Source organism: Aestuariivivens marinum (assembly GCF_022662175.1).
In the GTDB taxonomy this organism is placed as follows: domain Bacteria; phylum Bacteroidota; class Bacteroidia; order Flavobacteriales; family Flavobacteriaceae; genus Aestuariivivens; species Aestuariivivens marinum.
The window spans coordinates 988,917-1,015,737 of the sequence record NZ_JAKMCR010000001.1; the positions used below are offsets into that span (position 1 = coordinate 988,917).

Sequence of the window (26,821 nt, forward strand, 5' to 3'; positions counted from 1 at the left end):
GTTGCTATTCAATGTTTTCTGAAATAGATAGGACTTCTTTAACAAGTTCAGCAATTTCTTTAGGTGGATTACCATGGTCGAAAGCTTGTGTTTTGAATGTTTTACCATTAGTAGAAATTATAGTTAGTCTAGCAATTGCAGCACCATCAAACTGATGGTTTTTGGAAGGAGGTTCAAATGAGGATAAAGCAGTTATATCAACAGATTTTAAGAATTCTATAAGTTGCTTCAAATGTTCAGGACTAATCTGTTTGGTAACAGACTTGCTATCTCTTTTGCTTGTTGTTGAAATAGAGTCTTTAGTAATTACAATTTGTTTGTGAAATCCTCTTGATGAAGCTGAATATTCAATTTTGATATTATCTGAAGCTATTTCTGTAGTCGCATATAACAATAGCTTTTTGTCGTTGAAAAACGAAATGCCATTTTGGGAAAAGAGTACAAGGTTTGCTTTTTGAAAGGTTTTAAAAAGTTTTTCTTCAATACGGTTTGCATTGTCGTTACAAATCATTTTAGTACTGCCCAAGGCACTAAATGCTATGGTATTGTTATTTAATGAAAAGGATCCGAAAAAGCGATTACAACCCGAAAAACCAAAAACTTGTTTTGTGTTATTGTTGAAGGTTATGTTGAGGTTAAAATAGGAGACATCTTTTCTGTCTAATTCCTTTATCAAATAATTGCCGTTAAGTTCCTTCGGGGCATTTTGATCCTCTTGTAATTTCAACATTAAGGTATAATCTGAAGGCCCTCCCCAACAGCATCGCAAAGCGATGATGCAGCATGTTATTAAAATCAATTTCATGAAGCTATTTTATATTTATTTTTAAGATACAAAAAAGACGCCAAAGTAGGCGTCTATTAAATTATCTTTTGAGATTAAGATTTAGTTTCCAATCATTGAAGCTCTTGCCCCACCTTCTTGAAAAATGGCTCGCATCCTGTTGCTTTGCCCATCGGTAAACATGTACATGCAGCTATCATTTGTATAGTCCATATAATTCATAGTCATATCGGCTGTTTGGCAATGTACTGTTGGGTAGGAAGGACACCTGTAATTTGGTCGATCTGAACTGGGAGTGTCTGCTACAAAGTCATCTTGTCTACATCTACCATCACCCCAAATATGTCTTAAATTTAAGTAATGACCAACTTCATGAGTAGCTGTTCTTCCTTCGTTGTAAGGGACTGCTGTTCCCCCTGGTAAACTTGAATACAACAATACAATTCCATCTGTACTTAATGGGCCACCTGGGAATTGTGCATAGCCTAAAATACCACCACCCATATTGCAAATCCAAATGTTCATAGTAGTTTCAGGACTTGTTGGGTCAATACCTCCGCGAGAAGATTTTTTCATATCATCGTTGGTACTCCAAGCTGAAACATCAGTGTATTTTCTTGTAATATCTGTTAAAGGGTCGAATGAGAATTCAATGTCAGTGTCTGCCACATCATTCGCAAAAGTAGAATCCTCGGGTAATTTACTAATATTTGTATTTTGGTTATTAAAATCTATATTTAAAACTGTAATTTGATCAACAATTTGTTGAGTGGAAACATTTTGATCGTTCGTATTATAAAGTACATTTACATGAACTGGAATTTTGATTAGACTTCCACCAATTGGTTCAACATTTACATCTGTATCCCCTGTGTTGTTGTCAGGTTTACCGCCACCATTAGAGGGTTTACCTTTGGCTGCAATAAACTTTCTGGTTTGGTATTCTATGTCATACATACGCTTTTCCAGTCCAGGATTTTCATCCAATAGCCTATTTAAGTTGTTCATAGTGTAACAGGTTCTATTTTGATTTTTACTTTCTGTAAATTTTGATGTTAAATCTGTTTGACTGTCTGTGTATACATAAAAATCACTCATGTCAATTTGCTGCTCTTGAACAGGGGCTTGAATATCGTCATTACAAGCTGTGAAAAATAAGGCTATAGTAGCCATACTTAAGAAAGCTTTTTTCATTATTAAATAGTTTTTGGTTAGTTGATGTTGAAGATAATTTTTTTCGGGAAATAAATTAAATATTTCACACTGAAAGCATTAAATAATCGATAAAGAGGATTTAGGTTTTAAAAAATTAAGGTTTATAATTAGGTAGATATAAACACTTTAAGAAAGCATCATTTTTGCTTTTTTAACGCCTTCAACCAAAGCATCTATTTCTGCTTTGGTATTATAAAATGCAAAAGAGGCTCTTACTGTACCGGGAATCTTGTAAAAGTCCATGATGGGCTGTGCACAGTGATGACCAGTACGAACGGCAATACCTAGTTTGTCTAGAATGGTTCCAACATCGTAGGGGTGTATGCCTTCCAAATTAAATGATATGACCGAAGTTTTCTGTTTTGATGTTCCGTAGATTTTTAGACCGCCTATCTCTAAAAGCTTTTTGGTGGCATATTGTAACAGGTCATTTTCGTAAGCAGCAATAGTGTCGAAACCAACCGTGTTCATATAATCCAATGCAGTGCCAAAGGCAATACCGCCACAGATATTTGGAGTACCTGCTTCGAACTTATGGGGTAAATCTGCATAGGTGGTTTTCTCGAAAGTCACTTCAGCAATCATTTCCCCGCCACCTTGATAAGGCGGTAATTTTTTTAGCCATTCCTCTTTTCCGTAAAGCATGCCTATTCCTGTTGGACCACACATTTTATGGGCCGATGCCACATAAAAATCGACATCTAGTTCTTGTACATCTGTTTTTATGTGCGGACAAGCCTGTGCACCGTCAATTAAAACAGCTGCACCAACTTGATGGGCTTTTTCAATAATATATTTAATGGGGTTTATGGTTCCCAAAGCGTTTGAGATATGATTGACAAATACCAGTTTGGTATTGGTTGAAAGTAGTTTATCAAATTCTGAAATCACTAATTCACCTTGGTCGTTCATAGGGATAACCCGTAAGGTAGTTCCTGTACTATTACATAGCATTTGCCAGGGCACAATATTACTATGGTGTTCTAGGGCAGATACAATAATCTCGTCTTCCTTCTTTAACAATGAGGAAAATCCATTGGCCACTAAGTTAATGCCATGTGTAGTGCCCGAAGTGAAAATGATTTCGTGCGTATGCTTTGCATTAAAATGTTGTTGAATGGTTTTGCGAGCCTGTTCGTATTTGTCTGTGGCCTCCTGGCTTAAGCTATGGACACCGCGATGAATATTGGCGTTGTAATTGGAATAATAGTCTACAATACAATCGATAACCTGCTGAGGGGTTTGTGAGGTAGCCGCATTATCAAAATATACCAAAGGATTACCGTTTACTTTTCGAGATAGTATTGGAAAATCTTTTCGGATGTTTTCTATATTGTACATTATTAGTGTATAACTTAGATTAAGGCGAGTATTAATGTTTTTTATATTTCTTGACTTATAAACTCTTTGTTCTTAAAAATGATAAGTGACTAATTAGTATGGAAAACACTTCAAATATTTTATAAGTCAAACCCAATGTTTACTCCTAATTTATTGGCAATAATTTTAGTTATACGTTGTTTAAGCTCAGGTATTTTAACCGAGCTCAATACATTATTGCTAAAGGCAAACATTAATAGAGCTTTAGCTTCTTTTTCGGGAATACCACGGGAACGTAGATAAAATAATGCGCTTTCGTCCAACTGTCCTATAGTACAACCATGTGAGCATTTTACATCATCAGCAAAAATTTCCAGCTGGGGTTTGGTATTGATAGTCGCTTTATCGTTCACCAAAATGTTATTGTTGGCTTGGAATGCATTGGTCTTTTGGGCTTCTTTTTCCACTATAACCTTACCGTTAAAAACGCCCGTTGAATTATCGGCAAAAATACCTTTGTAGTCCTGATGACTTTCACAATTTGGTTCAATGTGATGAACCAATGTATTGTGGTCTACGTGCTGCTTGTCACCAATTATGGTCACCCCTTTAAGGGTAGAATCAATACGCTCGCCTTCTTGGTAGAAATTAAGGTTGTTTCGGGTTAAGTTTCCACCAAATGAAAAGGTGTGTATTGAGACTATACTTTCCTGTTTTTGCTTGATGTAGGTGTTGTCAATTAACGATGCTTTTAGGTTATCGTTTTGAATTTTGTAATAATCAACAATTGCCCGTTTACTTGCAAAAATTTCTGTAAGGCTATTAGTTAGAACAGGGTTGCTAGTTAGACTTTGATGACGTTCAATAATTTGTACATGCGAATTCTCTCCAACAACTACTAGGTTTCTTGGTTGAAGCATTAAAGCCGATTCATTTCCTGTAGAAAAATGAATGATTTGAATAGGCTTTTCTACCAGTTTGTTTTTAGGAATATAAATATATGCGCCCTCACTTGAGAAAGCTGTGTTTAAAGAAGCTAAACTGTCATTGTTTGCTGCTTTATTAAAATAGTTTTCAATAACCAATCTGTATTTAGGCTTCGAAAATGCAGCAGACATAAGGCAAACATCCATGCCTTCATGTGTGGTTTGAGACAAATGTGAGGAGTACTTACCATCTATAAATACAATTTTATAAGTATCTATATCGTGAATGAAATATTTTTTAACCTCACTATATTCCAAAGCATTCTCCTGTTTTGGAAAAACACTATAATCCTCTTTTAATACTTTATTTAAAGACGTATACTTCCATGCCTCATCTTTTTTTGATGGGAAGCCTTTTTCTTCGAATGTTTTTATGGCATCATTCCTTACATCGTGAACATAGGTATTGGTATCTACCCTGTCCTCGAAAACCATAAATGATGATAATAACTTTTCTTTTAAATCCATATTTTCAAGTGTTCAGTATGCAGGAGTTTGTGGACTGCTTATTATATAATGATAACTGGTTACAAGTATTAAGCTCCAATTTCTTGTTTTATCCAATCGTATCCTTTTTCTTCAAGTTCAAGTGCTAACTCTTTAGTCCCCGATTTTACAATTTTACCATTATGCAATACATGTACATAGTCTGGCACGATATAATCTAAAAGACGCTGATAGTGTGTAATAACAATTACAGCATTGTCCTTGTTTTTTAATTTATTAACACCATTGGCAACTATACGAAGGGCATCAATGTCCAATCCAGAATCGGTTTCATCTAAAATAGCTAATTTGGGATCTAACATAGCCATTTGAAAGATTTCATTTCGTTTTTTTTCACCACCAGAAAATCCTTCATTTAATGAACGAGACAGGAACTTTCTATCGATTTCCAATAAATCGGCTTTTTCACGGATGAGTTTCAGCATATCCTTAGCGGGCATTTCTTCCAAACCTTGTGCTTTACGGGATTCGTTAATAGCTGTCTTGATGAAATTGGTGACTGATACTCCAGGGATCTCAACGGGATATTGAAAAGACAAAAACACGCCTTTGTGTGCACGTTCCTCGGCATCCAATTCCTCAATATCCTCACCATTAAACGTGATGCTACCTTTGGTAACCTCATACTCTTCTTTGCCAGCTATAACAGAAGCTAATGTGCTTTTTCCAGAACCGTTTGGTCCCATAATGGCATGGATTTCGCCTGATTTAACTTCAAGATTAATACCTTGTAAGATGCTTTTGTCTTCAACACTTGCGTGTAAATTGTCTATTTTTAACATATACTTATTTTAAGTCTCATTAATTAGCTTCCTAGTTCTATAACGTCGTTATTTTCTTTTTTGGGTTCAAAAACATTAAGGATTTCCTTAATTTCTACTTTTTGTTCCCAAAGGATTACATCATCTTCTTTATCTGTAATTTTTCCACGTATTTCTACGGGAATCATATCTGTAGGGACCTTTTTATATGGTTGGACAAGTTTGTTCAATTCGTGCATTTTATCAGTAACAAAAACACCATAAATGTTCGCATGGGTCTGTAATACAGCAGCGCCATCGAAATACACAAAATCACCCTTTAAAAGGGTAAGACCATCACTTTGTTTAGCGGTACGCTCTGGACCATCTGTAACAACATCTTTGTCTACCTCCTTTGATCTAGCCTCATTTTTACAACTTAAAAACGCAAATAAAACTACTGAGACAAAAAATAAATTTTTCATTGATGATAATTTTTAACCTACAGATCCTTCTAAGCTTATTTCCAATAATTTTTGAGCTTCAACTGCAAACTCCATAGGAAGTTTATTTAATACTTCTTTACTAAAACCATTTACAATTAATGCAATAGCTTTTTCGGTATCGATACCTCTTTGGTTACAGTAGAAAATTTGGTCCTCACCAATTTTACTGGTTGTAGCCTCGTGTTCTATTTTAGCCGATTTATTTTTTGCTTCAATATATGGGAAGGTATGGGCCCCACATTCGTTACCCATAAGTAAACTATCACATTGCGAAAAGTTACGCGCGTTTTCTGCTCTGGAATTTATTTGAACCAATCCACGATAGCTATTTTGCGATTTTCCTGCAGATATACCTTTTGAAATAATGGTAGACTTGGTGTTTTTCCCCAAGTGGATCATTTTAGTTCCCGTATCGGCCTGTTGAAAATTATTGGTAACAGCAATGGAATAAAATTCTCCAACTGAATTGTCTCCTTTTAGCACACAACTAGGATATTTCCATGTCACTGCAGAACCTGTTTCAACTTGAGTCCATGAAATCTTTGCATTGGTTTCACATAGGCCTCTTTTGGTCACAAAATTATAAACGCCTCCTTTTCCTTCAGCATTTCCAGGATACCAGTTCTGTACGGTACTGTATTTTATTTCAGCATTGTCCAAGGCAATAAGCTCTACAACGGCGGCATGTAATTGGTTTTCGTCTCTACTTGGTGCTGTACAACCTTCAAGGTAGCTTACATAACTGCCCTCATCAGCGATGACTAATGTACGCTCGAACTGTCCAGTTCCTGCTTGATTAATTCTAAAGTAAGTTGACAATTCCATAGGACATTTTACACCTTTAGGGATATAACAGAAGCTACCATCGCTAAATACGGCACTATTTAAAGCGGCATAAAAATTATCTTTTTTAGGGACAACCGTTCCTATATATTTTTTTACTAAATCGGGATGCTCTTTAATAGCTTCGGAAATACTCATAAAAATAATGCCTTGTTCGGCCAAGGTTTTTTTAAAAGTAGTCGCTACTGAAACTGAATCAACAACAACATCCATGGCAACACCAGCCAATTTCTTTTGCTCGTCTAATGAAATCCCTAGCTTTTCGAATGTAGCTAATAATTCAGGATCTACTTCGTCTAAACTATTATATTTTGGTTTTTTATTAGGTGCTGAATAGTAAGAGATGCCTTGAAAATTTGGTTTTTCGTAATTAACATTGGCCCATTCAGGCTCAATCATGTCTTTCCAAATACGAAAAGCTTCCAAGCGCCATTCAGTCATCCATTCAGGTTCTTCTTTCTTTTTGGAAATAGCTTTAACAATATCTTCGTTTAACCCATTAGGAAACGTATCCGATTCAATATCAGTATAAAAACCATATTCGTATTCTTTGGTCTTCAGTTCTTCTCTTAAATCGTCTTCTGTATATTTATTACTCATTTGTCGAGTTTAATTTTCAATATCTTTTTGTATGGGGTATAAATTGAATTACAATGAGAATGATTCTCCACATCCGCATGTTCTGTTGGCATTAGGGTTGTTGAAAACGAATCCAGTACCGTTTAATCCTCCAGAGTATTCAAGCGTAGTTCCAATTAAGTATAAAAAGCTTTTCTTATCAACAATAATTTTAACTCCATTATCCTCAAACACTTTGTCATCTTCCTGTTGTTCTTTGTCAAATTTTAAGTCGTAAGATAGACCGGAACATCCGCCACTTTTAACACCAACACGAATGTAATCTGAGGATGGATTATATCCGTCTTCAGTCATAAGCTCAATGACTTTTTTCTTAGCTGTTTCAGAAACTTTTATCATAGCCTTAATTAGATTTCGTCTAAATAGAGTGCAAATATACAATATAAGTCCTGCAAAACCATATAACCTAACATTATATTGATATATGGTTTAATAGTTTTTTATTATTGATTTTTGAAGTTGGGATTATTAACGAATTCGTAATCAGATAGAGATAAAAGAAAGGATTTTAAATCGGCCTTATCTTCATTAGATAGTTGTACCCCTCCCTGCGCCACTTTTTTCATTAAAGGATCAATGGTAGAAGAATGTTTTAAGCCTTCACTATAGTGGTTAATCACTTCTTCTAAAGTGGCAAATCTTCCATCATGCATATAAGGCGCCGTAAATGCTAGATTTCGGAGTGAGGGTGTTTTGAATTTGCCATTGTCCGCAGGATCTCCAGTAAATTTTCCTAATCCTAAGTCAGTAAACGTAGCGTCTAAACCATTGTTATGAAATAGATTATCTGTCCAAAGCGGATTATTGTCACTACCGTGGCAATGGAAACAATCACCTTTGGTTTCATCCATAAATACATTAAAGCCGTTTTGTTCTTCTGCGGTTAGTGTCGCTTTGCCTAAAAGAAAATTGTCGAATTTTGAATTTGAAGAAATTAAAGTGCGTTCAAATTGTGCAATAGCTTTAGTGACCAATATTGAGTCTATGGAGCGTGATCCAAAAGCTTGTTGAAATAAGCTAGGGTAGTCGGGGTGTTCTTGCAGTTTTTGAGTAACTTGATTCCAAGTACTTTTCATTTCGGTAGGATCGGTAACAGGTCTAAAGGCTTGATGCTCCAAACTAAACACACGTCCGTCCCAAAAGAACTTTTCATCATAATTCCAAGCTAAGTTAAAAATGGGCATGGAATTTCGTTTTCCAATAGAGCCATCAATACCTTTACTAAACCTATCAATGTCGGTAAAAGCATTTTCTGGGGTATGGCAATCGGCACAAGCTTGAGTATTATCGCCAGAAAGTATCGGATCGAAGAATAACTTTTTGCCCAAAGCAATGCCTTCAATAGTTTGGGGGTTGTTGGGAGGAAGTATGGGGTTTAGAATTTTATCTTGAAAAAGCTGAGGAATCCTTAAAGGATTTGGTGTTGGGCTATAACGATCCACACTTTCATTGGAGCAGGACCATATAATAAAAGTGGAAATTAACATAAAATATTTAAGCCACAGTTTCAAAATTTATTATTCTATTGATTTTAGACTGAATGCATTTTGACCGTTTTCAAACATCATAATTTGTGCTGTGGTATTTGGCATTAGCATTTGGTTATAGGTGTTTAAATCCCAAGTATTAGGATTTTTAAACCACTCGGCAATGTTCATTTCAATATTAAATGTGCTGTCATTGCTTATAGTGACTGGCCCTAGATTAACAATGATAAATGTGTCTTGAGGAAATATTGGTTCGCTTCCCGAGGTGTCTACAGCTCTAATGGCATGATAGTTAAATCCTTGTTCAATACTGCTACTGTTTATAAACTTGCCGTCAAATTGCATATAATGATAACCGCCACCAAGCATCGCAGGGACAAACCATGACGCTATGTTTAAATCTTGGTAGACAGCATCAGTATTTTTTTCATTTTTAAAGCCGAAGGTAAATGATACTTTTGAATATATCCCACTTGGGATAATCATGGTTGGTGTAAATGTTAAATTTTCGCCATTGGTGACATCTACCAAATTATAGTCATTGGTTTTCAAAACTTCTCCTGATTGCTTTGTAAAGGTTATGTCAGAAATAAGATAACGTAAACGTTCAATGCTTAGTTGCTCTCCATTTTCATTCGTAAATTTAATAACATTGAAATCTTGATTCGTAACTGGTGTTCCGTCCCAATGATGTGAAAAATTAAAACTTACAGTTGTATTATTAGCTTTATCATCATTGTCTGTATGACATGATAAAAAGATAGTAAAAAACAATACTACTATTGAAACTGTTTTATTCATTTATTTGAATAATTAGTAAATCGGTAAAACCTTGATTTTTGACAATATCCTGGTTTGACGAATTGGATTCTCCAACTGCTATAATGCTATTGTTGTTTAGCTCAACTGCATCATAAACCAAGTCGATGCCCGAGCCTCCAATTGTTTTTTGCCATATAATATTAGCATTAGCATCAATTTTTATAACCCATGCATCATTTTGGCCTTTATTTTCTTTTAAATCACCATCAGTGCTACGGGAGTTTCCAGATATGATAAAACCATTATCTTGGGTTTTTGAAACAGAACGACCAGCATCAAAACTACTCCCCCCTAAAACTTTTTCCCAAACAATATCACCGTTATCATTTATTTTAATGAGCCATAAATCGGAAGCTCCTTTGTTTAGTGAAACGTCTTTGTCATTACTTCTAGTATTGCCAACGATGAGATAATTTCCATTCCCTGAATTAATAATATCCCAAGCTTCGTCTATTTCACTCCCGCCATAAGATCTTTCCCAAATCAAGTTGCCCAACTCTGAAATTTTAACAGCCCAAAAATCATAGCTTCCTTTGTTATTTGAGATATCTACATCGCTGCTGTCTGAAAAGCCTATAATGATATAGCCATTATCTTGTGTTTGAACAATACCGCTTGGCGTATCAGTAAACGTGCCACCATAGTACTTGCTCCATTGTTTTACTCCCAAAGCATCTAGTTTAATAACCCAAAAATCCCCTCCAGCATGTCGCTTTGCTGAAAAAGATTTACTATTGCCTTCGCCACCTGAAGCTGTGACATCTATAATACCTATTAATAAAAAACCATCATCATTAGTTTGAATACATGAAATACCCGTATCTACTCCGGAAAAACCAAACGATTTTTCCCATATGACCTTTCCTGTTATATCAAGCTTTGTAAACCAAAAATCGGTTAGGCCATTGTTTGCAGAGACATCACTGTCAGCACTTTTACTAAAGCCTAAAATAGCAAATCCGCCATCATTGGTTTGAATGATATCGTTGCCTCTATCTTCATCGCTTCCGCCATAGGTTTTCTGCCATTCCAACTGGTGGGTTGCACTAAATTTTAAAAGCCAATAATCAAAAGAGGTATTTTGTTTATTGGTAATATCTCCATCCATGCTTTGGGTGTACCCTAAAATAGCATAACCGCCATCGGAAGTTTTTACTATGGATTTTCCGCTTTCATTACCTGCGCCACCTAAGGTTGTAATTGTTGCTGTTGGTTCCTGTTTTGTAGGATTTCCAGAATCATCAGAACTACAATTGAATGCAATAAAGATTAGAAAAGATAAAAGATAATATTGGGGCTTAATAAAAAGCATCTCAGTGTTATAAGTCACTTCTTTTAACAACAAATAAACCTCTATTTATGTCGCTTATAATAATATTGCCACTTTCAAAGAATGGGTATATACTCCACACTCCGTCATAGCTAGCATTATTATGTTCGGGATAGGTGTCGAAAAATCCAATTTCGGTCATGGCATTGCTTGACGCTTCAATATTGCTTATATCAAGCACTCTTAGTCCTGCTGTATAATTGGCCAAATAGAACGTGTTGCCTTTCACATAACCGTTATGGTCTATGGCTAAGGTTGGGCCATGATAGGTTGACGATAGTACTGGGGAATCCAAATCGGTAAAATCGAAAACAAAGGTTGCTGTATTGTTTCCAAAGAACTGCTCATCCAATTCATCACCGAATATAAAATGTGACATATCGTCTGTAAACCATCCTTGATGGGCGTAGCCTGGATTAGGGTAGCTAACATCTGAGATAAGTTGCGGATTGGATTTATCTGTTACATCTATAATGACTACTGTATTGGATCCAAGGTAATTCCCGTTGCTACCTATAAAAAGTTGTTTGCCAATATGCTCGGTGTCTGGGCCATTATAGGTCACTACTTGCGCGTCATGAGTATAACCAGAGCCAGCATAACCGCCTGCGCTTACCGGATTAATGGGGTTTGAAATATCAACAAAAACAACACCTCCATTATATAAATTACACCCTACTAAATATGCCATATCTTCATTTTCATTAATGACGACATTATGACAACTTCCAACATCGGTATAAACCATATCTGGAGTAAATATTTCAGGTGGATTAGTAACATTTCGTAAACGTGTTAAATCAAAAATTTGCATGCCATGATTGTCAGCATTATCGGCAACTATGTAAGCATAGTTGTTGTGAACTTTAATATCGCGCCAATCGTTACTAGTGGTTTGGGTAGGGAGCTTACCTAGATAAACAAGTTCTTCAGGAGTTGTAATGTCAATAAAGGCAGTGCCGTTATCCAAGCCCATAAGTGCATATTCCCTACCATTGACAGGGTCTGTCCAACCCCAAGAATCATTTCCCGAATTGGCATTGAATGTCGATAATGGTATTTGGGCCATTAGGTCATAACCATTACAAGGATAAATATCAGCGAAACCATTTTCACATTCGAATAAGGCACCAGAAGAAACATCAAGAGAATCAACAGGTTCGTTACTGCAATATTGGAAGCTGATCAATATAAAAACGCATAAAATAAAAGTTGATAAAATTTTATTGAGGTTAAATTTCATAGGAGGAGTTTTATGTCAAATTTAATTGATAATTAGTTATTGACCTTAAAGGATATCAATTTTAACTAAAAAAAATGCTTAAATATATTCAGTAATGGTTGTAATGTTGGTTAATATCATACTAGAAATAGGTGTTTTATACAAATAGCTTATTATTTTTGCAGCATGATAGAAGATAAGAACCAAGAAAGGACATCATTAAGTGAGTTGGGTGAGTTTGGTCTGATAGACCATCTTACCAAACATTTCGAAATTAAACAAAAATCGACCATTAAAAGTATTGGGGATGATGCGGCAGTTTTAAATTTTGAAAACAAAAATGTTGTTGTTACAACCGATTTGCTAGTTGAAGGGGTGCATTTCGATTTAAGCTATATGCCATTGAAACACTTAGGGTATAAGGCAGTAATGGTTAATTTATCCGATGTTTATGCCATGAATGCTTCTGCTACCCAGATAACGGTTTCGATTGCAGTGTCCAACAGATTTCCATTGGAAGCCTTAGAAGAATTATATAGAGGTATAGAAACCGCAGCAAGATTGTATAATATTGATGTAGTTGGTGGCGACACCACTTCTTCCAATACTGGATTGCTAATATCTGTAACAGCTTTTGGTGAATTAAAAAATGATAAAGTGGTTTATAGATCTGGAGCAAAACCAAATGATTTGTTGATAGTAACAGGAGATTTAGGTGGGGCTTATATGGGATTACAAGTTTTAGAACGAGAAAAAGAAGTTTATAAGGTGAACCCCAACAGTCAACCCGATTTACAGCCATATACTTATATTGTTGAAAGACAATTGAAGCCCGAAGCTAGAAAAGATATTGTTAATTTGTTTGATGATTTAGATTTAAAACCTACAGCAATGATTGATATTAGTGATGGGTTGTCATCTGAAATATTACACATATGCAAGCAAAGTAATGTGGGCTGTGATTTATATGAAAATAAAATTCCACTAGATCCTCAAGTAATTTCAGTATGTGAAGAGTTTAATATAGATAGTACAACAGTGGCCTTAAATGGGGGAGAGGATTACGAACTTTTATTTACCATTTCTCAGGATGATTATCCTAAAATTAAAGCAAACCCTAATTTTACGGTGATTGGTTTTATCACTGAACAAGAAAAAGGGGTGCATTTGGTTACTAGAGCAGACACTAAAATTGCTCTAAAAGCTCAAGGGTGGAAAAACTTTAATGCCTAAAAACCAATAATTCAGGATGCTGTTTTTGACGCTTTAAAAGACGTTTACAATGAATATCCTCTAAAAGAGCATTTATCTCTCTAAGGTTTGGGGTTAGTTCAGTTATATTTCCTGATTGATCAGTAGTAAATTGTTTATTACAGTTTATGCATTTAAACTCTTTTACGTGGCGTGTAACATGCTTGGTTATTTTGAACTCATGTCCAAATAACGAGCAGTAAAATTTTTTCATATTTTTATGTGCTATTAACTCTTTCTTTGAAAGGGAGTTAAAGGTAAAAAAAAATGTGTGATTTACAAAAGCAATTTAAGCAGCGCTAGTGTTGTATGTTTTTTGTCTAATCTTGCTCAATTTTCTACTGTACATTAACTCTAATACAGCATTAATTTCTTTAAAAGTAGAGGTGAGTTCAGTGAGCTTGCCATTGCTATTGGTTGTTAATTCCTTCTTGCAATGGCAACATTTGTATTCTTTAACATGCCGGGTAACCTTTTTGGATACTTGATAATCATGCCCAAAAAAGCTGCAGTACATTTTTGAAAAAAAAGTAGGTTTATTAGTAGTTTTTTTCATGGCGTTAAATTTAAGGCACTATAAACATAGAAAAAAAAAACATATTTTCGTTAAAATGCAATTATTTTTCGATGAAATGCATAAAATTTTGAAAGAAACTAACTTCATTTTCAATAAAACTCATGTGACCATCTGGGAATTCTACAACTTCTATGTTTACTGTACGGGCTTCCTTAAATAAGGAATTATAATCTAATACAGGATCTTTTATGCTAATAAACATTGCTTTTTTATGTTGAAATTGACTAAGAGTTTTGTTTCTATTTTTCCTTATTTTCATACCTTCAAGGGCGGCAACTATTCCTTGTAAAGGTGTTTTTAATGCTTCTATAGTTATTTGTTCAATAGTATTAGCGTGTTTGGATTTAGTTTCAGGATTAAACAAATTGGCAATCGCAATTCGAATAAATGTTTTATGGTCATGCTTAACGGCAGTTATGGCCCTGTCCCTATTTTGTTTACGTTCTTCACTATCTGATTGGGAAGTTGAGTTCACCAGTAATAGTCCGTCAACATATTCTGGATATTTTTCAGCCAAAGCCAAAGCGACATAGCCTCCCATAGAATGTCCTGCAACGGTATATGTTTTAATATTAAGTTTACTTATAACAGCATTTACAGCTTCGGCCATCTGTTCCATAGTATGGATATAACCCATGCATTCTGTTTGTCCGTGGCCTAATAAATCAATACAAATAATCCTGTTTTGATTTTTTAGTACATTTATAAGCGGATACCATATTGTTGAATTTTCTAAAAAGCCATGTAGCAAAACAATAGTTTTGCCTATGCCATCATCAGTATAAAAAACAGAAGTGTTTTTGTACTTTAAAATCACGATTTCACTTTCTTAATAGCTGTAAACGCTTTATCAACATAATCATCCTCTACCAAAATAGTAAACTCGTTGGTTGTAGAAAGTACCTCGTAAAGGACAACGCCCTCCCAAGCCAAGCGTTTAAAAAAATGATAATATAAGCCTGCAATTTTTGAGTTGTCCTCTGGTAAGTTTATGCTAATGGCAGTGAGCCCATCTTGAATAGCTAAAAACAATTCTTTTTTGAAATGTTCTAAAACAAAGTCTTTTAAACTACTGGAAATAATAATATTGCTTTCATGGATACCGCGCGTAAAAGTATAGAATAGCTTAGATTCCTGATTAATGCGATTCAAAACCTTGGCATGGCTATCTATAAGAGTGTCTGAATTTTTTACTGTAAAATCTGTTAGGTTAGATCTTACTGTTATATCACCCAAATTTTGAATGACACGTTTCATTTTAACCGAATTGGACAACGCAGGCGGTGGGCTATAGCGTCTAAGCGCCATCATAATAGCTCCAGGTTTCACATCTTTTTTAAGCATTTTACTAATAGGTTCTGTCAATTCAATAGCTAAAGCACTAAAGTTGATAATGTTTCTTGACAATGCTTCCTCTAGATAAGGTTGCGAAATAATAATATCTTCAACGCAGTTAGATACAGTTTTCATAAGGCATTTATAATATGTTAACTATTTAACATTATGTGTAAATGTAAACTTTTTTTTTAATAAATAGTTGCTATGTGAATTTGGATTTTAATTTTGTTTCAAATTTTTAATAATGAAAGTATTAAAGTTTGGGGGAACATCTGTAGGTACTGTTAAGAATATGCAGCATGTTAAGGATATTATTACAGATGGCACGAAGAAAATTGTGGTGTTGTCTGCAATGTCTGGTACTACAAATACATTGGTTTCTATTGCTAGTGATATTTTGAATAAAACACCTAACCAAGCTGTAGACACAATTAATAAGATGCATGAGTCTTATTTTATTGTAATAGATGAACTACTAATAGATGTTTCATTTAATAGTGATGCAAAAAATTATGCTACCGAAATTTTTAATTTTTTATTGGAAGCTACTTATTTAGAGTATTCTAAAAATTTAGAAAATAAAATTTTAGCACAAGGTGAGTTACTTTCAACTTATATGTTTAATGCATATTTAAAGCAAGAGGGAATAAGTTCTTCGTTGTTACCGGCATTGGATTTTATGAGAATTAATAGTGCCAAAGAACCAGATTTGGTCTCAATAAAAGAAAAATTTGGAAGAGTGTTAGAAACTACTCCAGAATCAGATATATATATTACACAAGGGTTTATTTGTTTAGATGAAAATGATGATGTATCCAATCTACAGCGTGGCGGGAGTGATTATACAGCTACTATTATTGGTGCGGTGATTCATGCTGAAGAGGTACAGATCTGGACGGATATTGATGGAATGCATAATAACGATCCAAGATTTGTTGAAAATACCCATCCTATTTCAAACCTGTCCTTTGATGAAGCTGCCGAATTAGCCTATTTTGGAGCAAAAATATTGCATCCGCAAACAGTGTTGCCCGTTAGGGAAGATAGTATACCCGTGCGTTTAAAAAATACTATGGATCCTGCTGCCGATGGCACGTTGATTTCTAGCGATACCTCGGAAAATGGAATCAAGGCTATAGCTGCAAAAGATAATATTACAGCCATAAAAATTAAATCTGGACGCATGCTTCAAGCCTATGGATTTTTAAAGAAAGTCTTTGAAGTTTTCGAGACTTATGAGACCTCCATAGATATGATTACTACATCAGAAGTGGCAGTATCATTAACAATTGATGATGATAAAAACTTAGATAGAATTGTTTCAGAACTCGAAAAGATTGCATCTATTGAAGTGGATAAGAACCAAACTATTGTGTGTTTGGTAGGACATTCCATTGTTAGCCATGACAGTACCTTTAAGCTATTTCAAATATTACAGGATGTAAAAATTAGAATGATCTCCTACGGAGGTAGCAGAAATAATATTTCTTTGCTTATAAATTCTAATGATAAGATTACTACGCTGAACAAACTAAACGATTATTTATTTGAATTAGTCACTCTTTAAATACCCGAAAATTAGTTTTGTTCCGATAAAAAGGGGTGCTTAAGCACCCCTTTTATATTTTTTAAGAATTCATAAGGTCTTCAATCTCGTCGGCTTCAATAGGAATGTTACGCATCAAGTTAAAGGGCTCGCCATGTTCTTGAATAACCACATCGTCCTCTAGACGTATACCGAAACCTTCATCTGGAATGTATATAGCAGGTTCTACAGTAAAAACCATATTTGGTTGCATGGGTTCGGTTAAGATACCGTAGTCATGTGTGTCTAGTCCCATATGATGGCTGGTACCATGCATAAAATATGTTTTATAAGCTGGCCAATCGGGATTTTCGTTTTGCACATCGGCTTTGTCCAATAAGCCTAAAAGAAGTAATTCGCTGGTCATTAATTTACCAACTTCAACATGGTAAGCTGCCCAATCGGTTCCTGGGATTAACATTTTGGTAGCTTCGATTTTAATCCTATTTACTGCGTTATAGACGGCTTTTTGTCTTTTATTAAAACGACCAGAAACAGGTATGGTTCGGGTCATATCACTAGAATAATTAGCATATTCGGCACCTATATCCATTAAAATTAAATCGCCTGCTTTACATTGTTGGTTGTTTTCTATATAGTGTAACACATTTGCATTATTACCAGAAGCAACTATTGGTGTATAAGCGAATTTTTTAGAGCGGTTGTTTAAAAATTCATGTATGAACTCTGCTTCAATTTCAAATTCCCAGACATTGGGTTTTACAAAATTTAAAACACGCCTAAACCCTTTTTCGGTAATGTCACATGCTTTTTGAATCAAATCAATTTCTATAGGATCTTTAACCGATCTTAAGCGTTGTAAAATAGGCGCGCTTTTGGCGACGCTATGGGCTGGATATTTTTCTTTTAACCACTTGGTGTATCGGTCTTCTCTAGTTTCGGTTTCAACATTAGCACGATAGTGTTCGTTGGTGTTTATGTATACTGTGTCGCATTGTGTCATGAGTTCGAACATGATTTTTTCCATGTCTTGTAACCAATACACTGTTTTTATACCGCTAACCTGAAAAGCTTTATCCTTAGTTAGTTTTTCACCCTCCCAGATGGCAATATGCTCATTGGTTTCTCTTAGAAACAATATTTCACGATGTTTTTCTTTAGGACAATCTGGAAATAAAACTAATATACTTTCTTCTTGGTCTACTCCGCTTAAATAAAAGATATCGCGATGTTGTTCAAAAGGCATGGTGCTATCGGCACTAATAGGATAGATATCGTTCGAGTTAAAAACGGCCAAGCTATTAGGCTTCATTTTTGCCGTAAAGTTTTTGCGGTTTTTAATAAATAACTGATTGTTTATAGGGTAATATTTCATCTGTTTTAAAAATTTTAATTATTTCGGTGGTTAAAAAAATTAAATTTATTTATGTTCATATCATTATGATATCAGCTTATTAGAGTCTAAAATTAAGCAAACTCATGGTACTAAAGTAAAATTCTTGGGATTTCTTAATAATTATTTAAGAATCATTCTAAATAGCAAAAACATGACATACGTAATTTGTCTATAAATGTGGTCATAACTACATTTGTAGATCTTTAAAAACTAACTTTAAAATAATGAGCGGATTTTTTAAATCTTCGATTGGAAGAAAGGTAGCTATGGCGCTTTCTGCATTCTTCCTAATGTTTTTCTTAATTATTCATTTAGCGGTAAATATTACTTCTTTGTTTAGTGAAAATTTGTTCAACGAACTATCGCATTTTATGGGAACAAATCCTTTAGTGCAATTGGTTTTACAGCCAGTTTTAATTTTTGGTGTTGTTTTCCATTTTGTAATGGGCTTTATTTTAGAATTAAAAAATAAAAAGGCCCAAGGTGTAGCTTATGCCAGGAACAATGGAGCAGCTAATTCTACTTGGATGAGTCGAAATATGATTTACAGTGGACTAGTAATTTTAGCTTTTTTGGTAGTCCATTTTGCAGATTTTTGGGTTCATGAAATCAATGTAAAATATATTAATGTTCAACCTGAAGACCCTTCGCGGTATTATCATGAATTGGTCGAAAAGTTTTTGCCTATGTGGAGAGTGACTGCTTATGTAGTAGCATTTATTCTTTTAGGACTGCACTTAGCCCACGGTTTTACTTCGGCATTTCAATCTATGGGTTCAACTGCTGGTAGAAAAGCAACATTGCAAAAACTTGGTAAAGTATATTCTATTGTCATTCCATTAGGATTTATAGTTATTGCTTTATTTCATCATTTTAACCATTAATCTTAATAAAAATGGCTTTAGATTCAAAAGTACCAAAAGGTCCAATTAAAGATAAATGGACAGATTATAAAAATAAAATCAACCTTGTAAACCCAGCAAATAAGCGTCATATAGACGTAATTGTTGTAGGTACAGGTTTAGCAGGAGGTTCAGCTGCTGCAACCTTGGCAGAATTAGGTTATAATGTAAAGGCATTTGCTTATCAAGACTCACCGCGCAGGGCACACTCTATCGCTGCTCAAGGCGGTATTAACGCTGCTAAAAATTATCAAGGAGATGGTGATTCCACTTACCGATTATTTTACGATACTGTAAAGGGGGGGGATTACCGTTCACGTGAGGCAAATGTTTATCGTTTGGCTGAGGTGTCTGCAAATATTATAGACCAATGTGTAGCACAAGGGGTCCCTTTCGCTCGTGATTATGGTGGGTTATTGGATAACCGTTCGTTTGGTGGGGTTTTAGTTTCTAGAACTTTTTACGCAAAAGGGCAAACGGGTCAGCAGTTATTATTAGGAGCTTATTCTGCAATGAATCGTCAGATTGCTCGTGGTAAGATTGAAATGTTTAATCGTCACGAAATGTTAGATGTTGTAATTGTTGATGGTAAAGCAAGAGGTATTATTGCTCGAAATTTAATAACTGGTGAAATTGAGCGTCATTCGGCACATGCAGTTGTTATTGCTTCTGGCGGATATGGAAATGTTTATTTCTTATCAACTAACGCTATGGGTTCTAATGCAACGGCAGCATGGAAAATTCACAAGAAAGGAGCATTTTTTGCCAACCCTTGTTACACGCAAATTCATCCAACTTGTATTCCGCGTTCTGGAGATTATCAGTCTAAATTAACGTTAATGTCCGAGTCATTGCGTAACGATGGCCGTATTTGGGTGCCTAAAAACATAGAGGATGTTAAGGCCATTCGTGAAGGTCGTAAAAAACCAACCGATTTGTCTGAAGACGAACGCGATTATTATTTAGAGCGTCGTTACCCTGCATTTGGTAACTTGGTGCCACGTGACGTAGCATCTCGAGCTGCAAAAGAGCGTTGCGATGCGGGTTACGGTGTAAATGCTACTGGTGAAGCGGTGTATTTAGATTTTGCTTCAGCTATCGAGCGTTACGGAAAAGAGCAGGCAAAGATTCATAATATACAAAACCCTTCCAAAGAAAAAATTACCCAACTGGGTGAGAAAATAGTGGAAGCTAAGTATGGTAATTTATTCCAAATGTATGAGAAAATTGTTGACGAGAACCCATACAAAACCCCAATGATGATTTACCCGGCAACACACTATACAATGGGTGGTGTTTGGGTAGATTATAACTTAATGACAACCATTCCTGGATGTTACTGTATTGGTGAGGCTAACTTCTCAGATCACGGTGCTAATAGACTTGGGGCTTCTGCTTTAATGCAAGGTCTGGCAGATGGTTATTTTGTGTTGCCTTATACAATTGGTGATTATTTAGCCGATGATATTCGTACAGGTAAAATTCCAACGGATTCAAAAGAATTTGATGAAGCTGAAAAAGCAGTAAAAGATAGGATTGAATTCTTCATTAATAATAAAGGTTCTAAATCTGTGGATTATTTCCATAAACGTCTAGGAAAAGTAATGTGGGATAAGGTAGGGATGGCTCGTAATGAAAAAGGGTTGAAAGAAGCCATGACTGAAATTAAACAAATTCGTGAAGAGTTCTGGAAAGAAGTAAAAGTGCCTGGAAGTGCAAACGAAATGAATCCAGAGTTAGAGAAGGCTGGTCGAGTGGCTGATTTTCTTGAATTAGGTGAACTATTTGCTAAAGATGCTTTAATGAGGGAAGAATCTTGTGGAGGTCACTTTAGGGAAGAATCGGTTGAAGAAAGCGGTGAGCAAAAAGGAGAAGCAAAACGTAACGATAAAGAATTTGCATTTGTTGCTGCTTGGGAGTACAAAGGAGAGCCTGCAGACGCAGTATTACATAAAGAAGAGTTAGAATTTAAAGATATTGAACTAAAACAACGTTCATACAAATAAGATTGACACTATGAATTTAACACTTAAAATTTGGAGACAGAAAGACTCAAATGTGAGGGGTCAAATGGTCGAATATAAAGTAACTGATATTTCAGAACATATGTCTTTCTTAGAAATGATGGATGTTTTGAATGAACAATTAGTTAATGCTGGAGATGAGCCTGTAGCTTTTGATCACGATTGTAGAGAAGGAATTTGCGGCATGTGTTCTATGTATATTAATGGTGAGGCACATGGTCCGGATAGAGGCGTTACAACGTGTCAGTTACATATGCGTATGTTTAACGATGGTGATACCATTACTATTGAACCATTTAGAGCGGCGGCTTTCCCTGTGATTAAAGATTTAGTTGTAGATAGAACAGCTTTCGAACGTATACAACAAGCAGGTGGGTATATTTCTGTAAATACTTCTGGAAATACACAGGATGCGAATGCTATTCCTATTTCTAAACATGCAGCCGATGAGGCTATGGATGCTGCTACTTGTATTGGTTGTGGCGCATGTGTGGCGACCTGTAAAAACTCGTCTGCTATGTTATTTGTTGGAGCTAAGGTGAGCCAATATGCATTATTGCCACAAGGACAGATTGAGGCTGCAGATCGAGTTAGGAATATGGTTGCTCAAATGGATCTTGAAGGCTTTGGTAATTGTACCAACACAGGTGCATGTGAAATTGAATGTCCAAAAGGTATTTCTTTAGATAATATCGCTAGAATGAATCGGGAATTGATGAAGGCAAGTTTTTAGTCAAAAAACTTTAAAATAATATAAAAAAAGACCTATAACAGAAGTTGTGGGTCTTTTTTGTTAGGTTATTTTAAACAAGAAAAGGCATAATCACAAATAAACTCCCATTTAAATAATGAGAATTAACAAATGAAAAAATTCATGTACTTTTGGTGCTGACCAATTCAAATCATGAAAAAATATATTTTCGTTTTAACTTCATTTTGCCTTATACTATGTGTTAATGTTTTTCCACAGGCCCCAGAGCTAAAAGATGACTTGTTTGATGGAGAAGCATTATTGATGCATGTAAAAAACTTATCGTCTGATGCTTTTGAAGGCAGACGAACGGGAACCAAAGGAGCCGTTAAAGCCAGAAAGTATATTATTAATGCATTCTGTAAACTACAAGTTAAGCCTTTGAGAAAGAGTTATGAGCAATCTTTTATGTTTATAAAAAACAAAAAGGAATATAAAGGGGTTAATATTTTAGGTTTGATTAAAGGCACCTATAAACCCAATAAATATATTGTTGTCAGTGCACATTATGACCATGAAGGCATAAAAAATGGACAGATTTACAATGGAGCAGATGATAATGCCTCTGGAGTATGTGCATTATTTAGTTTTGCTGAATATTTTAAAGTACACCCACCAAAGCACTCCGTTATTTTAGTGGCTTTTGATGCTGAAGAATTGGGACTTAGAGGTTCTAGACATTATGTGAACAATACTGTTGTACCTTCTAAAAACATCCTTTTAAATATTAATATGGACATGATTAGCAGAAGTGGCAATAAGGAGCTATTTGTAGTTGGAGTAGAAACTCATCAGCATTTTAAGCAGCTTTTTTCTAGTAAAGAATTTAAAACAGAAGATATAAAAATTTTAGTGGGACATGATGGTTATGATGAAAAGGATAATTGGACCTATTCTTCAGATCATGCCAATTTTTACAAGAAAGGGATTCCTTTCTTGTATTTTGGGGTTGAAGATCACGAAGATTATCACGAACCCACAGATGATTTTGAAAATATCCATCCCGAGTTTTATTGCAAGGCAGTAAAACAAATCATTACTGTTTTTAAGCAAATTGATTTATTATCTTTTTAAAAATAAGCCTTTAACTGCACACTGCCCGTGTGTATGGTTTTACTGGTTTCGGTTTTTCGGCCAAAATAACTCAAGTTGAGGTCTAAAAAATTGGTAAGTTTCTTTTGCGCCAATAAAGTCCAGGTAAAATTGGTGCCTGGTTGCAATCCTTCTAGCATTTGGTAGGCAACAGGCGTATTTGCATTTCCAGTGAAGCTGTTGGAAAAGTAATTGAATTCTCCATTTATAGCCCCTTTTTCATTTTTGGTTAAGCTAAAGGACAGGCCATATTTTTGCTGTTGTAAGGTTTCCTTATTACCAATGGTATTGTCTTTATTGGCGTATTGATAAAACACATCAAATCTGGAATTATCCCCAAGGAGGTAAGACAGTTTTGGATTGAATCGGGATTCATCGAAATTGTAGTTTTTACTCGTAAAGTTTTCGCTTATGCTTTCGATATTGTCAAAAGCCGAGATTAATGTAATAAGCCAACTCTCTTTTATCTTATGAGTGAAATTAAATTGATGGCTCTTTATATTGTTTTCAATAAATCCAATGGATAAAATATTTCTAGATTTGTTGGAGAGATATGTGTATGAGGTGGTATAATATTGTTTTCCGCGATTGAAAAAGAATACATTTCTAAAATTTAACTGCAAACCTAACGGATTGCCATCTTTTGTTTCAAAAGGATTTAGATTAAAAGTATAATTATCTCGTTTAGTTTTACGATCTATTAAATAGCTGGCCTGATTATAAAAGTGCGACCAGATTTTTTTTGAATTATTCTCCGAAATAGTCCATTGTGACGGATTAATGATTAAGGTTTGGCTGAATCGGTTTTGATGTGTCTTTATAAAAACACGATTGGGTAATAATACTCTTATATATTTACCTTGATCTTGAAATTGAGCAATTTCAAATTCCTCAAGTTCCTGTATGCCATTGTTATTGTAGTCAATCCAAGTATATCTGCCTTGCCCTGGTTCTACTTCAATATAGGTAAAATCTTGTTGTGGTAAAGTGCCAGAGGTAGTTTCAAAAATGGTATTCCATTGTATTAATTGTTTAAACAACTTTTGATTGTATTGTAGACGTGAGTTTAAAGATTGTTCATCTTTTTCAGTGTCTTCTACATCTTTTAAGATTCTGTAATTAGCATACAGTGACAAATTGGTGTTTTTGTTTTGTACAAGCCTAGAGTCTAGGTAAAACGTGTTAGAGGTATTGACACGTTTTAATTGATTGTTTCTAATGCTATCGTTTATGCGATATTTATAACCGATTTCAGCAAAAACTTTGGTGCTATCACCAACACCTGTAAACATTTCATAGGATTTAAATCTTTGGCTCAACAGTGTAAGATCTCTGGAGGAAACCTCACGTTGCTCATTATCTTCAATAGCCAGTTTGGTGCCTAACCAGCCTTTTTTTAAGCTATATGTTATGCGGTTGTATGATCTAAAAAACGTTGAGGTGCTAATCAATGCATTTGCATTTAAAATACTTGAATGTGAAGTTATAAGTAATTTATTTAACAGTAAGTGAGTATTAAAAACATGACGATTACCATTAAAGCCTTCCGAAAAATTCAAATGCTCAAATTGATAGTCTATAAATCCCTTTTTAAGATGATGCGTGCGAAATCCAGAATAAATAAGTTTTTGGTTGCCTAAGTTGCTCACTATGTTATTACCTGTTGGTTGCCCTAAATTCCAATCACGGTTAAATTCGGCTTTATACAAACGTTGAATGGTACGGTAATTGGCATCAATAAAGTCCACATTAACAAAGGCATCAACAGCCCATGAGCTGTCGCGTTTTATTAAAGTTTGTTCGGCTTTGAATTTTCCAGCAAAGCCGTCATTATTAGCATCATCGGTATTGGAAAACAAGTTCAAATCGTTTTTGCTTCCCGAAGCTTCAAAGCGAATATTTGTTTTTTCACTAGGTTGGTAAATGCCATTTATAACTGCTATTTGCAGTTTGATAGGGGCAATAAGTTCTATCACAGGAGCATAATTGCCCAAACCTATACCTGCATATTCATAAATATTGTTAATGGCCTTGGTGCTGCTTAAAATATAATCGCCTTGGTTGTCACCAACCAAACTAAAGGTGACACGGTAGAGTTCGTCTTCAGGATTATTAGAAAACACAAAGGCTTCAACGCCATTTATCAATTCTTTTTTATAAAGAATTCTATTGTCGCTATAGGGTTCTGGAACTTCTGAAGGAGCCACCATTAAATTACGATCATCCCCAGCATTGGATAATATTTGTACTTGTTCCTCCGATAAATTTTGTTGTAATGGCTGGTTTTTAGCATCGTTTTCAGAATAAACCGACACACCAATTTTCAACTTTTTACTTTCGTAATTTCCACCACCAAAAGTCACTAAGCGCGAATAATTTCGCTCAGAAAATTGATAATCGACCGTAATGCGCATTTCGGAAGTAATAGGGAAGGTGGAATTGAAAATGATTTCCCCAGCATTATAATCAATGATATAATCTTGGTCTTCACCACGTTTTACAGCTACTCCATTTACGTAAACTGTTTCACTTCCCGATACAATGAGTACAAACAATTCCCCATTGGGACCTTGTAGCTTATAAGGGCCTTGATTGCCTTCTTGAGCTGTAAACTGACTAGTTGTAAACTGGCCCCTTACCAACGCGCCTGATGCGAAGAGATTGGTTTGTTGGTCGTTTTCACCCAAATTGAGATTAACCAATAAGCCTTGTACCCGTTTGGAAAAATTAGCAAAGTAGGAGTTTGTATTTAGTAAATCGATATCTCCTGCACGAATGTTCCACGTATCGCTAAACAATTCAATAAACACTTGATCGAATTCATCTAAACGTTGCGAATAACCACTTTCCTGTAGTGGAATGTTGGCATCTTGTATTGATGCCCTTAGTGAGACCTTGTCGTTTAGTTTTCCCGTAATCTGCAAATCGAGCTCACTGTTCAATACTGAATTTTGATTGTTTCCAATGGTAACGCCCCTTGAAATACTCCCTGATGTGGTCAATCCATCAAAAGGGATGAAATTGTTATCTCTGTTAGATTCTGATAATTTATAAAGCTTTTGTAGGGTGCTAGTATTTTCAACAATAATGTTTTCATCAAGCTGTCTGTAGGTTCTGGTTAAAAACTCAGGAAATTTCAAAAAATTAATAATAACGGAATCGGTTGCAATTGGTTTTTTAAAGGTTACAATGGCCTTAGGAAAATCAACTTGGTAAAAAGAAGAATCAATAACGGAACTATCTTTTGTTTTAATGGAAAACCAATGGGGGTTAATACTAACACTGTCAATACGAATGGTGTCTAGTAAAGCCACTTTTATAGTTCTATAATTGGATGTTCGGTCTTGCGAATACCCAAAAATACCAATACAGAAAATGATAAAACAGAATAGATACTTCATCAAATATTAAAACAGCGGGTTTGAACTATTATTGTTGATACTTTTTCTTAAAACTCCTTAGCTTATCCATAGTGTAAAAGTAACGTATTATTTATTTTAGCAGACATTAGCTTATTTGATAAATGAGAGTTCATATAGCTTA

The 26,821-nt window shown here is 35.0% G+C and carries 24 protein-coding genes; 6 read left to right on the forward strand and 18 right to left on the reverse strand.

All coding sequences use genetic code 11. From position 1 onward, the window contains the following. Positions 1-4: 4 nt before the first annotated feature. From MR053_RS04195 to MR053_RS04250, 12 genes are all read right to left on the reverse strand, one after another. Positions 5-805 (reverse strand): META domain-containing protein, encoded by an 801-nt coding sequence (locus MR053_RS04195; RefSeq protein ID WP_242131197.1) that lies wholly within the window; start codon positions 803-805, stop codon positions 5-7. An 81-nt stretch (positions 806-886) separates the two neighbouring features. Next, positions 887-1,978 (reverse strand): zinc metalloprotease, encoded by a 1,092-nt coding sequence (locus MR053_RS04200; protein ID WP_242131198.1) that lies wholly within the window; start codon positions 1,976-1,978, stop codon positions 887-889. A 147-nt stretch (positions 1,979-2,125) separates the two neighbouring features. Continuing rightward, positions 2,126-3,340, reverse strand: a complete 1,215-nt coding sequence (locus MR053_RS04205; protein ID WP_242131199.1) for an aminotransferase class V-fold PLP-dependent enzyme — start codon at positions 3,338-3,340, stop codon at positions 2,126-2,128. A gap of 119 nt (positions 3,341-3,459) precedes the next feature. Then, a complete protein-coding gene (gene sufD / locus MR053_RS04210; RefSeq protein ID WP_242131200.1) occupies positions 3,460-4,773 on the reverse strand; it encodes a Fe-S cluster assembly protein SufD in 1,314 nt (437 codons plus the stop codon). A 68-nt stretch (positions 4,774-4,841) separates the two neighbouring features. Continuing rightward, positions 4,842-5,594 carry a Fe-S cluster assembly ATPase SufC gene (sufC, locus tag MR053_RS04215; RefSeq protein ID WP_242131201.1) on the reverse strand — a complete coding sequence of 251 codons (753 nt, stop codon included), beginning with the start codon at positions 5,592-5,594 and terminating at the stop codon, positions 4,842-4,844. Positions 5,595-5,617: 23 nt separating this feature from the next. Beyond that, positions 5,618-6,037, reverse strand: coding sequence for a hypothetical protein (locus MR053_RS04220; protein WP_242131202.1), 420 nt, complete (start codon positions 6,035-6,037; stop codon positions 5,618-5,620). 12 nt (positions 6,038-6,049) lie between these two features. Continuing rightward, on the reverse strand, positions 6,050-7,501 hold the full coding sequence (gene sufB, locus MR053_RS04225; protein ID WP_223549719.1) for a Fe-S cluster assembly protein SufB: 1,452 nt from the start codon (positions 7,499-7,501) through the stop codon (positions 6,050-6,052). A gap of 48 nt (positions 7,502-7,549) precedes the next feature. Beyond that, positions 7,550-7,879 carry a HesB/IscA family protein gene (locus tag MR053_RS04230; RefSeq protein WP_242131785.1) on the reverse strand — a complete coding sequence of 110 codons (330 nt, stop codon included), beginning with the start codon at positions 7,877-7,879 and terminating at the stop codon, positions 7,550-7,552. A gap of 104 nt (positions 7,880-7,983) precedes the next feature. Next, entirely contained in the window at positions 7,984-9,027 is a 1,044-nt protein-coding gene (locus MR053_RS04235) for a cytochrome-c peroxidase (protein ID WP_242131203.1), read from the reverse strand. Positions 9,028-9,057: 30 nt separating this feature from the next. Beyond that, complete coding sequence (locus MR053_RS04240; RefSeq protein WP_242131204.1) at positions 9,058-9,828, reverse strand: MbnP family protein; 771 nt, start codon at positions 9,826-9,828, stop codon at positions 9,058-9,060. Continuing rightward, positions 9,821-11,161: a hypothetical protein gene (locus MR053_RS04245; RefSeq protein WP_242131205.1), complete on the reverse strand. Its 1,341-nt coding sequence runs from the start codon at positions 11,159-11,161 to the stop codon at positions 9,821-9,823. The genes MR053_RS04240 and MR053_RS04245 overlap by 8 nt, the downstream gene beginning before the upstream one ends. A 7-nt stretch (positions 11,162-11,168) precedes the next feature. Continuing rightward, positions 11,169-12,422 carry a choice-of-anchor B family protein gene (locus tag MR053_RS04250; protein WP_242131206.1) on the reverse strand — a complete coding sequence of 418 codons (1,254 nt, stop codon included), beginning with the start codon at positions 12,420-12,422 and terminating at the stop codon, positions 11,169-11,171. A gap of 165 nt (positions 12,423-12,587) precedes the next feature. Between MR053_RS04250 and thiL the strand changes: the two genes are divergently transcribed. Continuing rightward, positions 12,588-13,634, forward strand: a complete 1,047-nt coding sequence (gene thiL / locus MR053_RS04255) for a thiamine-phosphate kinase (RefSeq protein WP_242131207.1) — start codon at positions 12,588-12,590, stop codon at positions 13,632-13,634. On the opposite strand, the gene MR053_RS04260 is transcribed toward thiL, so the two are convergent. From MR053_RS04260 to MR053_RS04275, 4 genes are all read right to left on the reverse strand, one after another. Further along, a complete protein-coding gene (locus MR053_RS04260; protein WP_242131208.1) occupies positions 13,624-13,866 on the reverse strand; it encodes a hypothetical protein in 243 nt (80 codons plus the stop codon). The genes thiL and MR053_RS04260 overlap by 11 nt on opposite strands. Before the next feature lie 75 nt (positions 13,867-13,941). Then, the gene (locus MR053_RS04265) at positions 13,942-14,208 is read right to left on the reverse strand and encodes a hypothetical protein (protein ID WP_242131209.1); all 267 of its coding nucleotides are present in this window, start codon (positions 14,206-14,208) and stop codon (positions 13,942-13,944) included. Positions 14,209-14,269: 61 nt separating this feature from the next. Further along, complete coding sequence (locus tag MR053_RS04270; protein ID WP_242131210.1) at positions 14,270-15,046, reverse strand: alpha/beta hydrolase; 777 nt, start codon at positions 15,044-15,046, stop codon at positions 14,270-14,272. Next, the gene (locus MR053_RS04275; RefSeq protein WP_242131211.1) at positions 15,043-15,699 is read right to left on the reverse strand and encodes a hypothetical protein; all 657 of its coding nucleotides are present in this window, start codon (positions 15,697-15,699) and stop codon (positions 15,043-15,045) included. The genes MR053_RS04270 and MR053_RS04275 overlap by 4 nt, the downstream gene beginning before the upstream one ends. A 112-nt stretch (positions 15,700-15,811) precedes the next feature. Between MR053_RS04275 and MR053_RS04280 the strand changes: the two genes are divergently transcribed. After that, a complete protein-coding gene (locus MR053_RS04280) occupies positions 15,812-17,134 on the forward strand; it encodes an aspartate kinase (RefSeq protein ID WP_242131212.1) in 1,323 nt (440 codons plus the stop codon). A gap of 61 nt (positions 17,135-17,195) precedes the next feature. Here the strand turns inward: MR053_RS04280 and MR053_RS04285 are convergent, their stop codons facing one another. Continuing rightward, positions 17,196-18,488 carry an aminopeptidase P family protein gene (locus MR053_RS04285; RefSeq protein ID WP_242131213.1) on the reverse strand — a complete coding sequence of 431 codons (1,293 nt, stop codon included), beginning with the start codon at positions 18,486-18,488 and terminating at the stop codon, positions 17,196-17,198. A gap of 245 nt (positions 18,489-18,733) precedes the next feature. Here MR053_RS04285 and MR053_RS04290 point away from each other — a divergent pair, with 245 nt between their 5' ends. The 4 genes from MR053_RS04290 to MR053_RS04305 all read left to right on the forward strand — a co-directional run bounded on the left by MR053_RS04290 (position 18,734) and on the right by MR053_RS04305 (position 23,260). Beyond that, positions 18,734-19,393 carry a succinate dehydrogenase cytochrome b subunit gene (locus tag MR053_RS04290; protein ID WP_242131214.1) on the forward strand — a complete coding sequence of 220 codons (660 nt, stop codon included), beginning with the start codon at positions 18,734-18,736 and terminating at the stop codon, positions 19,391-19,393. 11 nt (positions 19,394-19,404) lie between these two features. Next, positions 19,405-21,417, forward strand: a complete 2,013-nt coding sequence (locus MR053_RS04295; RefSeq protein WP_242131215.1) for a fumarate reductase/succinate dehydrogenase flavoprotein subunit — start codon at positions 19,405-19,407, stop codon at positions 21,415-21,417. Positions 21,418-21,427: 10 nt separating this feature from the next. Further along, positions 21,428-22,168 carry a succinate dehydrogenase/fumarate reductase iron-sulfur subunit gene (locus MR053_RS04300; RefSeq protein WP_242131216.1) on the forward strand — a complete coding sequence of 247 codons (741 nt, stop codon included), beginning with the start codon at positions 21,428-21,430 and terminating at the stop codon, positions 22,166-22,168. A 171-nt stretch (positions 22,169-22,339) separates the two neighbouring features. Further along, the gene (locus tag MR053_RS04305; protein WP_242131217.1) at positions 22,340-23,260 is read left to right on the forward strand and encodes a M28 family peptidase; all 921 of its coding nucleotides are present in this window, start codon (positions 22,340-22,342) and stop codon (positions 23,258-23,260) included. Here the strand turns inward: MR053_RS04305 and MR053_RS04310 are convergent. Then, complete coding sequence (locus MR053_RS04310; protein WP_242131218.1) at positions 23,257-26,679, reverse strand: hypothetical protein; 3,423 nt, start codon at positions 26,677-26,679, stop codon at positions 23,257-23,259. The two genes, MR053_RS04305 and MR053_RS04310, sit on opposite strands and share 4 nt — an antisense overlap. Positions 26,680-26,821 lie beyond the last annotated feature (142 nt).